Origin of the sequence: Burkholderia stagnalis (genome assembly GCF_902830275.1) — a bacterium.
Taxonomy (GTDB): Bacteria; Pseudomonadota; Gammaproteobacteria; order Burkholderiales; family Burkholderiaceae; genus Burkholderia; species Burkholderia stagnalis.
Genome location: NZ_CADESW010000006.1, coordinates 245,258 through 256,721, shown reverse-complemented (window position 1 = coordinate 256,721; position 11,464 = coordinate 245,258). Strand labels below are relative to the sequence as shown.

At 68.4% G+C, this 11,464-nt stretch carries 11 protein-coding genes and 1 tRNA gene; 7 read left to right on the top strand and 5 right to left on the bottom strand.

Annotation, left to right across the window (positions count from 1 at the left end):
• Positions 1-3 precede the first annotated feature (3 nt).
• The 7 genes from esaR to HWY45_RS13820 all read left to right on the top strand — a co-directional run bounded on the left by esaR (position 4) and on the right by HWY45_RS13820 (position 4,904).
• The gene (gene esaR / locus HWY45_RS13850; RefSeq protein WP_059881947.1) at positions 4-705 is read left to right on the top strand and encodes a response regulator transcription factor EsaR; all 702 of its coding nucleotides are present in this window, start codon (positions 4-6) and stop codon (positions 703-705) included.
• 60 nt (positions 706-765) lie between these two features.
• Positions 766-841: transfer RNA gene (locus HWY45_RS13845), tRNA-Phe, on the top strand.
• A 341-nt stretch (positions 842-1,182) separates the two neighbouring features.
• The gene (gene queC / locus HWY45_RS13840; RefSeq protein ID WP_059563664.1) at positions 1,183-1,917 is read left to right on the top strand and encodes a 7-cyano-7-deazaguanine synthase QueC; all 735 of its coding nucleotides are present in this window, start codon (positions 1,183-1,185) and stop codon (positions 1,915-1,917) included.
• A 70-nt stretch (positions 1,918-1,987) separates the two neighbouring features.
• Positions 1,988-2,620: a 7-carboxy-7-deazaguanine synthase gene (gene queE, locus HWY45_RS13835; RefSeq protein ID WP_059881945.1), complete on the top strand. Its 633-nt coding sequence runs from the start codon at positions 1,988-1,990 to the stop codon at positions 2,618-2,620.
• 19 nt (positions 2,621-2,639) lie between these two features.
• Entirely contained in the window at positions 2,640-3,092 is a 453-nt protein-coding gene (gene queD, locus HWY45_RS13830; RefSeq protein WP_010090320.1) for a 6-carboxytetrahydropterin synthase QueD, read from the top strand.
• Positions 3,093-3,348: 256 nt separating this feature from the next.
• A complete protein-coding gene (locus HWY45_RS13825; protein ID WP_059810454.1) occupies positions 3,349-4,134 on the top strand; it encodes an HpcH/HpaI aldolase family protein in 786 nt (261 codons plus the stop codon).
• On the top strand, positions 4,131-4,904 hold the full coding sequence (locus HWY45_RS13820) for a tetratricopeptide repeat protein (protein WP_059881943.1): 774 nt from the start codon (positions 4,131-4,133) through the stop codon (positions 4,902-4,904). The genes HWY45_RS13825 and HWY45_RS13820 overlap by 4 nt, the downstream gene beginning before the upstream one ends.
• Before the next feature lie 73 nt (positions 4,905-4,977).
• On the opposite strand, the gene rodA is transcribed toward HWY45_RS13820, so the two are convergent.
• The 5 genes from rodA to HWY45_RS13795 form a co-directional block, all read right to left on the bottom strand.
• The gene (gene rodA, locus HWY45_RS13815) at positions 4,978-6,126 is read right to left on the bottom strand and encodes a rod shape-determining protein RodA (RefSeq protein WP_059563668.1); all 1,149 of its coding nucleotides are present in this window, start codon (positions 6,124-6,126) and stop codon (positions 4,978-4,980) included.
• A gap of 11 nt (positions 6,127-6,137) precedes the next feature.
• Positions 6,138-8,420 carry a penicillin-binding protein 2 gene (mrdA, locus tag HWY45_RS13810; RefSeq protein WP_059881941.1) on the bottom strand — a complete coding sequence of 761 codons (2,283 nt, stop codon included), beginning with the start codon at positions 8,418-8,420 and terminating at the stop codon, positions 6,138-6,140.
• 81 nt (positions 8,421-8,501) lie between these two features.
• A complete protein-coding gene (gene mreD / locus HWY45_RS13805) occupies positions 8,502-9,014 on the bottom strand; it encodes a rod shape-determining protein MreD (RefSeq protein WP_017334618.1) in 513 nt (170 codons plus the stop codon).
• The gene (gene mreC / locus HWY45_RS13800; RefSeq protein ID WP_059881938.1) at positions 9,011-10,072 is read right to left on the bottom strand and encodes a rod shape-determining protein MreC; all 1,062 of its coding nucleotides are present in this window, start codon (positions 10,070-10,072) and stop codon (positions 9,011-9,013) included. Before mreC ends, mreD begins: the two co-directional genes overlap by 4 nt.
• A gap of 124 nt (positions 10,073-10,196) precedes the next feature.
• Positions 10,197-11,240 (bottom strand): rod shape-determining protein, encoded by a 1,044-nt coding sequence (locus tag HWY45_RS13795; protein WP_004189550.1) that lies wholly within the window; start codon positions 11,238-11,240, stop codon positions 10,197-10,199.
• Positions 11,241-11,464: the final 224 nt, after the last annotated feature.

Here is an 11,464-nt window from a genome sequence, read left to right as displayed (position 1 = left end):
TAAATGGCAACCATCCTGGTGGTAGATGATGAAATGGGCATCCGGGAATTGCTCTCGGAGATCCTCAGCGACGAAGGACATGTCGTCGAGGCGGCGGAAAACGCGCAGGCCGCGCGTGAATACCGTCTCGAGCAGGCGCCCGATCTCGTGCTGCTCGATATCTGGATGCCCGATACCGACGGCGTCACGTTGCTCAAGGAATGGGCGGCGCAGGGGCTGCTGACGATGCCCGTGATCATGATGTCCGGGCACGCGACGATCGACACGGCCGTCGAGGCGACGAAGATCGGTGCGCTCGATTTCCTCGAGAAACCCATCGCCTTGCAGAAGCTGCTGAAGGCGGTCGAGCACGGCCTCGCGCGCGGCGCGGCGCCGATGACCGTCAACGCGGCAGCGAAGACCACGGCGGGGCAGACCGCCGGGCCGGCGTCCATCGCATCCGCGGCGGCACTGCCGACGCTCGGCGACGACATGACCGCCGCGCTCGGTCTCGCCGGGCAGACGGCGGCGATTCCGTTCGACATCCCGTTGCGCGAAGCGCGCGATGCGTTCGAGCGCGCGTACTTCGAGTATCACCTCGCGCGCGAGAACGGCAGCATGACGCGCGTCGCGGAGAAGACGGGCCTCGAGCGCACGCACCTCTATCGCAAGCTCAAGCAGCTCGGCGTCGAGCTCGGCAAGAAGCCGTCGGAAGGGGCCGTATAAGAAATTTCACGAAACCCCTTGTGCGGCACAACAAAGCTCGATATACTTTGCTTCTTCGTTGGCCCGGTAGCTCAGTTGGTAGAGCAGCGGATTGAAAATCCGCGTGTCGATGGTTCGATTCCGTCCCAGGCCACCAGCAGTTTCCAAAACCCCAAGAATCGCCAGATTCTTGGGGTTTTTCGTTTGTGGTGGCACGACGTGCCCGGCGGCATTGGCGGCGGCGTGTTAAAATCCTTGCCCGCTCAATGACTTAGCGCGCCGCTTCGCGTGCATCGCGAGGCTGGCGGTCCGGCCGTGCGCCGGTGCGCGGCGCCGATGGCGCACGATGGGCGGTATAAGCGTCCCGTCGCCTGCGCGGCGAGCGGCGCTGCCTATACTGGTCGAGCCGGCGCATGCCGGCACGCGTCGGGCCGCTCGGCGGCAGCCGGCCGTCCGCGCGCAGCGCGACGCGAGCCTACACATTCACGGAGTATCACGGTGATTCGGACAGACGCTAAAGACGGCGCGCTCGTGTTGTTTTCGGGCGGGCAGGACTCGGCCACGTGCGTGGCCTGGGCCCTCGAACGCTACCAGACGGTCGAGACCCTCGGCTTCGACTACGGTCAGCGCCATCGCGTCGAGCTGGAGTGCCGCGAAGGCGTGCGCGACGCGCTGAAGCGCCAGTTCCCCGCATGGGCGGAGCGCCTCGGCGACGATCACATGGTCGACCTGTCGGTGCTCGGGGCGATCAGCGACACCGCGATGACGCGTGCGATCGAGATCGAGACCGCGGCGAACGGCTTGCCGAACACGTTCGTGCCGGGCCGCAACCTGCTGTTCATGACGATCGCCGCGGCTGTCGCCTACCGCCGCGGGCTGCGCGTGCTGGTCGGCGGGATGTGCGAGACCGACTTCTCCGGCTACCCGGACTGCCGCGACGACACGATGAAGGCGCTGCAGGTCGCGCTGAACCTCGGGATGGATACGCGGATCGTGCTCGAGACGCCGCTGATGTGGCTCGACAAGGCGCAGACCTGGCAGCTCGCCGAGCAGCTCGGCGGCCCGGCACTCGTCGAGCTGATTCGCGTCGAGACGCATACGTGCTATGTCGGCGAGCGCGCCGAGCTGCACGACTGGGGTTTCGGCTGCGGCGAATGCCCGGCCTGCAAGCTGCGCAAGCGCGGCTACGAGGCCTACCTGAAGGGCGAGCGGGTGACGGAAGCGCCGCTGTGACGCGTGCGCGCCGGCAGCGCACAATGGATGAACTGATCGACAACGCGCGGCGCGAGCCGCACCAGGAACGATGACTTACGCGGTCAAGGAAATTTTCTACACGTTGCAGGGCGAAGGCGCGAATGCGGGCCGTCCGGCCGTGTTCTGCCGGTTCGCCGGCTGCAATCTGTGGTCCGGCCGCGAAGAGGACCGCGCGGAGGCGGTGTGCCGCTTCTGCGACACCGATTTCGTCGGCACCGACGGCGAAAACGGCGGCAAGTTCAGGGACGCCGCCGAGCTTGCCGCGAAGATCGCGAGCCTGTGGCCGGACGGCGAGGTGCATCGCTTCGTCGTCTGCACGGGCGGCGAGCCGATGCTGCAGCTCGACCAGCCGCTCGTCGACGCGCTGCATGCGCAGGGCTTCGAGATCGCGATCGAGACCAACGGCTCGCTGCCGGTGCTCGAGTCGATCGACTGGATCTGCGTGAGCCCGAAGGCTGACGCGCCGCTCGTCGTCACGAAGGGCAACGAGCTGAAGGTCGTGATCCCGCAGGACAACCAGCGGCTCGCCGACTACGCGAAGCTCGACTTCGACTATTTCCTCGTCCAGCCGATGGACGGCCCGTCGCGCGACCTCAATACGAAGCTCGCGATCGACTGGTGCAAGCGCCATCCGCAGTGGCGCCTGTCGATGCAGACCCACAAGTATCTGAACATTCCCTGAGCCACGGCTTTTTGACATCGTGCTGATTACCCGAAAACTCGAATTCGACGCGGGCCACCGCATCCCCGATCACCGCAGCCAGTGCCGGAACCTGCACGGCCATCGCTACGTGCTCGAAATCACGTTGCGCGGCGATCTCGTCGATACCGAGGGCGCGCCCGACCGCGGCATGGTGATGGATTTCGCCGACGTGAAGGCGCTCGCGATGGAGCATCTGGTCAGCAAGTGGGATCACGCGTTCCTCGTCTACGCGCGCGACGAGGTCGTGCGTTCGTTCCTCGAGCAGATGGCCGATCACAAGACCGTCGTGATCGACCGGATCCCGACCGTCGAGAACCTCGCGGCGATCGCGTTCGACATCCTCGCGAACGTGTACGACGCGCACTACGGCATCAACCTGCGCCTCGAGCGCGTGCGCCTGTACGAAACCCCAAACTGCTGGGCCGACGTCGAGCGCGAGCCCGGCCGCTGAATCCGGCTGCGGGATTCGTCAGCCGAATCCCGCCTGCGCCGGCTGCCGGGCCGAACGCCCGGCGCCCGCCGTCCCTCCCCACATTCCGCCCTGCGCCGCGCTATGATCGTTGCGTGGCGTCGTGACGCGCGTCCGTTTCCGTGCATCGGCCGGACGGTTCGCGTGCGCCGCCGTACCGTTTCGCCGCCGCCCGGCGCATCGCGCCCCGCCCATTGCTTGCCCCGTTCGATTGCCTGTCCGCCAGGAGGCCGTTTCGATGAGCACGCTCACCAATTCCCTCAAACAACGTCTGCACGACGGTGACGATCCGCTGTACGGCCTGTGGCTGACGCTCGCGAGCGACGCCGCCGCCGAGGCGCTCGCGCACGCCGGCTACGACTGGCTGTGCATCGACATGGAGCACGCGCCGAACGACAGCGACGACGTCGCGTCGCAGCTGCGCGCGCTGGCCGCCGCGCATCTGCCGAGCGAGCCCGTCGTGCGCGTGCCGGCGCGCGAGCCGTGGCTCGTGAAGCGCGCGCTCGATGCGGGCGCGCGCACGCTGATGTTCCCGAACATCGAGACCGCCGACGACGCCGCGCATGCGGTGCGGCTCACCCGCTATCCGTCGCCCGATTCGCCGGACGGCTTGCGCGGCGTGGCGGGGATGGTGCGCGCGGCGGCGTTCGGGATGCGGCGCGATTACCTGCAGACCGCGAACGCGCAGGTCGCGGTGATCGCGCAGATCGAATCGGCGCGCGGCGTCGACGACGTGGAGCGGATCGCGGCGACGCCGGGTATCGACTGCCTGTTCGTCGGCCCCGCCGACCTCGCGGCCAGCCTCGGGCATCTCGGCGACGCCCGGCATCCGGATGTCGAATCCGCGATGGCGCGCGTGCTCGCGGCGGGCCGGCAGGCGGGCATCGCGGTCGGCATTTTCGCGGCGGATACTGCAGCCGCGCGGCAATACCGCGACGCCGGCTACCGGGTGATCGCGTTGTCCGCCGACGTAACCTGGCTGCTGCGCGCGACGCGGCAGGCGTTGCAGGAGGTGCGGTCATGAACGGAATCGACGGCGCGGGCCGCCACGGCTGCGCGCGCGCGATGCGGGCAGGCGGCGCCGCGCTCGGCCTGTGGGCCGTCTGCGGCGCGGCGCTCGCGCAGGGTTCGCATGCGCAGCCGGAGCCGGCGCGCGAGACGGCGTCCGCGATTGCCGACTACAACGCCGGCAACTACCGCGCGGCGCTCGTGCAGTTTCACGATGCGGCCGAGCGCGGCGACCGCCTCGCGCAGTTCAACTACGCGATGATGCTGATCACGGGCGAAGGCGTGACGGCGAACGTCGACGAGGGGCTGCGCTGGCTGAAGCGCGCGGCGGACGCGAACATGTCGCACGCGCAGTACGTGTACGGGCGGATGTTCGACGACGGCGAATTCGTCGCGCGCAATCCGGCCGAGGCGCATCGCTGGTTCCTGAAGGCTGCGAAGCAGGGCCACGTGCAGGCGGAGCTGTCGCTCGCGAACCAGTTCCTCGACGGGCGCGGCACGCCGCGCGACAACCGCCAGGCATTCGCGTGGTACAAGCAGGCGGCCGACGCGGGCGAGCCCACCGCGCAATACGTGACGGCATCGTTCTACGAGCGCGGCGGCGACGGCGTCGAGCAGAACCTGAACATCGCGCGCGCGTATTACGCGGCTGCGGCCGCGCAGGGCGACGAGACCGCGGGGCTGAAATTCAAGGAGCTGAGCGCGCGCGTGAAGGCGCAGGGCCCGGCGACCGGCGGCACCCCCGGCGCGACGACCGAAGGCAGCCCGCACGGCGCATCGCAATGAAAAAAGCGGCGCACGAGGCGCCGCCATCCCGAGCCGCTTCAATATGCGGGCAAACGTCCGGCGCGCAGCCCGCTCAGCTCTTCATCAGCCGCCGCTGCCGGCCGACGCTCATGATCATCCCGATCGCGATGCCGAGCGTCGTGAGCGCGGTGCCGCCGTAGCTCATGAACGGCAACGGCACGCCGACGACAGGCAGTACCCCGCTCACCATCCCGATGTTGACGAACGCGTAGACGAAGAACGCGAGCGTGAGCGAGCCGGCCAGCAGCCGGCCGAACAGCGTCGCGCCCTGCGCGGCGATGTACAGCCCGCGCGCGATCAGCGCCATGTACAGCGTGAGCAGCACGAGGCCGCCGGCGAGGCCCCATTCCTCGGAGAACACCGCGAAGATGAAGTCGGTGTGCTTTTCCGGAATGAATTCGAGGTGCGCCTGGGTGCCCTTCAGATAGCCCTTGCCGAGCGCGCCGCCGGAGCCGATCGCGATCACCGCCTGGATCGTGTGGAAGCCCTTGCCGAGCGGGTCGGAGGTCGGGTCGAGCAGCGTGCACACGCGGTGCTTCTGGTAGTCGTGCATCAGCGGCCACTGCACTTCCGGCTGGCAGATCCGTTCCTCGAACACCGCGATCGAGCCGACCGCGAGCACGCCGGCGACCAGCACCGGCACGATCAGCTTGAACGACAGGCCCGCGAGGTAGATCACGAAGAAGCCCGCCGCGAACACGAGCAGGCCGGTGCCGAGGTCGGGCTGCTTCGCGATCAGCCCGACCGGCACCATCAGGATGCCGAACGCGGCGATGAAGTCGTACCAGCGCAGGCCGCCTTCGCGGCGCTGGTAGTACCACGCGAGCATCAGCGGCGTCGCGATCTTCAGGATCTCGGACGGCTGGATCACGACGCCGACGTTCAGCCAGCGCTTCGCGCCCTTCTTGGTCATCCCGAACAGCGCGACCGCGATCAATAGCGTGACGCCGAACGAGTAGAGCGGCACCGCGAAGCGCATCAGCGTCGTCGGCGGTATGTTGGCGATCACCCACATCAGCACGAACGTCAGCAGGATGTTGCGCAACTGGTCCTCGACCCGGCCCGGCACGTCGATGCTTGCGCTGTACAGCGTGACGATGCCGACGCACAGCAGCAGGAACACGATGAGGGCGAGCGGGCGGTCGAAGCCCGCGAACATCTGCTTGATCTTGTCGAGCCAGGCGCGCTTGTCGAATTGCATGCCTTTCTCCGTTAATGAGCGGTGCCGGCGTCCGCCGATTTCGCGGCGGACGTCGCACGGTTGTCGTCCCGCGGCGCGGCGGCCAGCGGCTGCGCGTCGCTGGCGGGCCGGCGCGGCCGGTGCGGCATGCGCCGGATCGGCGGCATGCTCGCGGCAGCCGGTGCGGCGGCGCTCGCGACCGTCGGGGCTGCCGGAGCGGCGCCGGCGCCCGGCACGCCGGACGCGTCGGGCGCCGACGCGGCGTCCGACGCGCTGGCCGCGCCCGGCACGACCGGCTGCGGCAGCATCTTGAAGCCGGCCGCGACGGTGACGGGTTTCGATGTATCGCCGGTTACCGGCACGTTGACCGGCTCGGTGGCCGACGCCGCGGCCGCGACGGCGGCCGCCTCGTTCTTCGGGTTCTGGCGCTCGACGAGGTAGAAGTCGAGCACGCGGCGCGCGATCGGGCCCGCGGACTGCGCCCCCCAGCCGCCGTTCTCGACGATCAGCGCGAGCGCGATCTGCGGATGGTCGACCGGCGCGTACGCGATGAACAGCGCGTGGTCGCGCAGGTGCTCGGCGAGCAGGTGGCCCTTGTAGTTGCCGCCCTGCAGCGAGAACACCTGCGCGGTGCCGGTCTTGCCGGCCGCGAGGTACGGCGCGCCGCGGAACACCTTGTACGCGGTGCCGGACGGGTTCTCGATCACGTTCTCCATTCCGCGCTTCACGACGTCGATGTCCGACTGCTTGAGCGGGATCGTGGCGCTTTCCTTCGGCACGGTGAGGTGGCGCCCGCGCGAGATCGGATCCTCGACTTCCTTCACGAGGTGCGGCTTCATCACGACGCCGTCGTTCGCGAGCGTCGCGGTGGCGTGCGCGAGCTGCAGGATCGTGAACGAGTTGTAGCCCTGGCCGATCCCGAGGCTGATCGTCTCGCCGTCGAACCACTTCTGCTGCGCGGCCTTCTTGAAGGTCTTGCGCTTCCAGTCCGGCGACGGCAGGATCCCGCGCGCCTCGCCCTGGACGTCGATGCCGGTGATCTGGCCGAAGCCGAACGGCTTCATGAAGTTCGCGATCGCGTTCACGCCGAGGTCGCGCGCGAGCATGTAGAAGTAGGTGTCGTTCGACACCATGATCGCCTTGTTCATGTCGACGAAACCCTGGCCCGCGCGCACGTCGTTGCGGAACGTGTGGCCGCCGAACGTGAAGTAGCCGGGATCCTGGATGCCCCAGCCCGGCGTGCGCTTGCCGAGCGTCAGCCCCGCGAGCGCCATGAACGGCTTGTAGGTCGAGCCGGGCGGGTAGGTGCCGTGCAGCGGGCGGTTCAGCAGCGGCTTGTCGGGCGAGTTGTTCAGCTCGTCCCAGGTCTGCTGGTCGATGCCGTCGACGAACGAGTTCGGGTCGAAGCTCGGCGACGACACGAACGCGAGCACGTCGCCCGTCTTCGGCTCGATCGCGACGAGCGCGCCGCGCTTGCCGGCGAACGCCTGCTCGGCGATCTGCTGCAGCCCGATGTCGAGCGACAGCACGAGGTTGTTGCCGGGCGTCGCCTGCGTGCGCGACAGCGTGCGCACCGGCCGGCCGCCGGCCGTCACCTCGACTTCCTCGAAACCGGTCAGGCCGTGCAGCTCGGTCTCGTAGCTCTGCTCGACGCCGATCTTGCCGACGTAGTCGGTGCCCTTGTAGTTGTTCGCGTCGCGGCGCGGATCGTAGTGTTCCGGATCGCTGTCGTTGTCGTCGCTCATCGCGTCGATGCGATCCTGGTCGCGCTTCGAGATGCGGCCGATGTAGCCGATCACGTGCGCGGCCGTCGTGCCGAGCGGGTACTGGCGGAACAGCCGCGCGCGCACGTCGACGCCGGGGAAGCGGAAGCGCTGCGCGGTGAAGCGCGCGACTTCGTCGTCGGTGAGGCGCGTGCGGATCGGCAGGCTCTCGAAGTTCTTCGAGTCTTCCTGCAGCTTCTTGAAGCGGCGGCGGTCGCGCGCGTCGATCTGCACGATCGTCGCGAGCTGGTCGATCGTGTTCTCGAGCGTGTCGGTGAGCTTCGACGGCGTGATCTCGAGCGTGTACGCGGAATAGTTCTTCGCGAGCACGACGCCGTTGCGGTCGGTGATGATGCCGCGGTTCGGCACGATCGGCGCGACCGAGATGCGGTTCTCCTCGGCCTGCAGCGCGTATTTGCCGTGCTGCCAGAGCTGCAGGTAGAAGAAGCGGCTCGCGAGCAGCCCGAAGCAGACGAACACGAACACGCCCGCCGCCGCGACGCGCAGGCGGAACCTCGAGAGCTGCTGTTGGGTGTCGTTGAATTCGGTCATGCGGTTACGGTCGAGCGAACCCGGCGCGGCGGGTGGAGGGGCGGCGAATGTTCAAGGCAGGTCCTGGCGGCGCGGGCGCGCTCAGATCGGGCGCGTGTCGTCCGGATCGACCGGACGGCGCTGCGGCATCAGCAGCAGGTGGCTCGCGATCGGCCACAGCGCGGCCTCGACGAAACCATCGACCAGGTAGCGCCAGCCGGGGAACGCGGCGCCCATCAGCAGGCGGATCACGAACGGCACGAGCTGCGCGACGACGAGCAGCGGCGTGACGTACAGCACCTGCACGCCGATCGGCATCCACAGCACGCGGCGATGGATCGTGATCGCGCCGTACGACAGCAGCGTGTAGGCGAGCGCATGCTCGCCGAGCAGGCCCGCTTCGTGCACGTCCATCAGGATGCCGAGCGCGAACGCGACGCCCATCCCGACCTTGCGCGGCTGGTGGATGTTCCAGAACAGCAGCACGAGCGCGACGAAGTCGGGCACGCCGGGCAGGCGGCCCCACGGCATCAGGTTCAGCAGGAACGCGGCGGCGAGGCTGAAGACGATGAAGTACGGGTTGACCGGCTGCAGGATGTATTGCGGACGGTTCATCGCTGGGCTCCTGGCTGCCCTGCCGCGGGCTTCGCGGGCGCGGCGGCGGGTTTCGTCGGCGCGGCGGGTGCGGCGGGTGCGGCGGGTGCGGCATTCGCGCCCGGCTGGGCCGGGGCGCCGGCGCCGGCGGCCTTGTCGGCCGGCTTCGCGGCGCCCTTCGCGGCCTTCTTGCCGCCCTTCGCGTTCTTGTCGGCGGCCGGCTCCGGCTCGGGGCGCGGCGGGATGTCGTTCTGGTAATGCAGCACCAGCATCTGCCGCGCGCCGCGCACCGCGGCGACCGGCGCACAGGTCACGCGCGCGAACGCGGTGTCGGCGAGCTTGTCGACGCGCGCGACCTTCGCGACCGGCAGGCCCGGCGGATAGACGCCGTCGAGGCCGCTCGTGACGAGCTCGTCGCCGGCGACGAGGTCGGCGCTCGTCGGCACGAAGCGCAGGTCGAGCGAATCGCCGCGCGGGGTGCCGTAGATCACGCTGCGCAGGCCGGTGCGCAGCACCTGGACCGGAATCGCGAGATCGCGGTCGGTGATCAGCGTGACTTCGGCCTGCAGCGGGAACACGCGGGTGACCTGACCGACGACGCCGTCCTCGCTGACCACCGGCGCGCCGACCTGGATGCCCTGCTGCATGCCCTGGCCGATCACGATCTTCTGCGTGAACGGGTCGGCCGTGTCGTACTGGATCTCGACGGGGGTCGAGCGCGTCGCGATGTGCTGGCGCAGCTCGAGCACCGCGCGCAGGTGGGTGTTTTCCAGCGTGAGCACGCCGGCCTGGTTGGCCTGCGTCGACAGTTGCAGGTTGCGCGCGCGCAGCTGGTCGTTCTCGTGGCGCAGCGAGGCGCCGGAGGTGGCGATCTCGGCCGCGCCCATGAACAGGTCGCGCGGCACGAGCGCCGCGCGCTGCAGCGGATACAGCACGGTGCCGAGCACCCCGCGGACGATTTCGAGCGTGTTGAAGCGCGCGTCCGACACCAGGAGTGCGATCGCGACGGCGACGAAGAAGATGAGCCGCGCGAGCGCGGGCGGGCCTTGCTTGAAGAGGGGCGGCGGACTGTATTCCATGGTCGGCGCCGGGCGCGAATGATCGGTTAAATGAAGCTCAGACGCGCAAACGGCGCGGCGGTTCGTTCTAAACGAGCGAGCCGGCCACGCCGCGGGTGCGTCATGTCAGGAGACTGCTAGACGATCACTCGTACGAGAAGATGCTGCCCAGCTTGTCCATGCGCTCGAGCGCCATGCCCGAACCGCGCACGACGCAGGTGAGCGGATCTTCGGCGACGAGCACCGGCAGGCCGGTTTCTTCCGCGAGCAGGCGGTCGAGGTCGCGCAGCAGCGCGCCGCCGCCCGTCAGCATCATCCCGCGCTCGGCGATGTCGGCGCCCAGTTCCGGCGGGGTCTGCTCGAGCGCGATCTTCACCGACGACACGATCTGGTTCAGCGGATCGGTGAGCGCCTCGAGGATTTCGTTGCTGGAGATCGTGAAGCTGCGCGGAATGCCTTCCGACAGGTTGCGGCCCTTCACTTCCATTTCCTTGACCTCGGAGCCCGGGAACGCGGAGCCGATTTCCTTCTTGATCGCTTCGGCGGTCTGTTCGCCGATCAACATGCCGTAGTTGCGGCGGATGTAGTTGACGATCGCCTCGTCGAACTTGTCGCCGCCGACGCGCACCGAGCCCTTGTAGACGATGCCGCCGAGCGAGATCACGCCGACTTCGGTCGTGCCGCCGCCGATGTCGACGACCATCGAGCCCGTTGCTTCCGACACCGGCAGGCCGGCGCCGATCGCGGCTGCCATCGGCTCCTCGATCAGGTAGACCTGCGACGCGCCGGCGCCGTGGGCCGCTTCCTTGATCGCGCGGCGCTCGACCTGGGTCGAGCCGCACGGCACGCAGATGATGATGCGCGGCGACGGCGAGAACATGCGCGACTCGTGGGCCGTCTTGATGAACTGCTTGATCATCTGCTCGGTGACGGTGAAGTCGGCGATCACGCCGTCCTTCATCGGGCGGATCGCCTCGATGTTGCCCGGCACCTTGCCGAGCATCTGCTTGGCTTCCTTGCCGACCGCCTGGATCGTCTTCTTGCCGTTGGGGCCGCCTTCCTGGCGGATCGACACGACCGACGGCTCATCGAGCACGATGCCCTTGCCGCGCATGTAGATCAGGGTGTTTGCGGTGCCGAGGTCGATCGCCAGATCGTTGGAGAAGTAGCTGCGCAAAAAACCGAACATTCAGAATCCTGTTTCGCTCTGGGCCGGCCCTTCATAGCGAGCGCTGAGGGCGGCAGCGGAAAAAATAACAGCCTCGGATCGTGGCGGAAGCGGCCGCCGCGGCGCTCGAAGCTGCGAGTGAAGTCTACCGGGAGTCGCACCATGCCCGCACGGCTGGCCGGAACAGGGCGAAACGGTGCGGGAAAAGGCTGCCGGGTTTGGGTCGAACGCGTAATGATACCTTA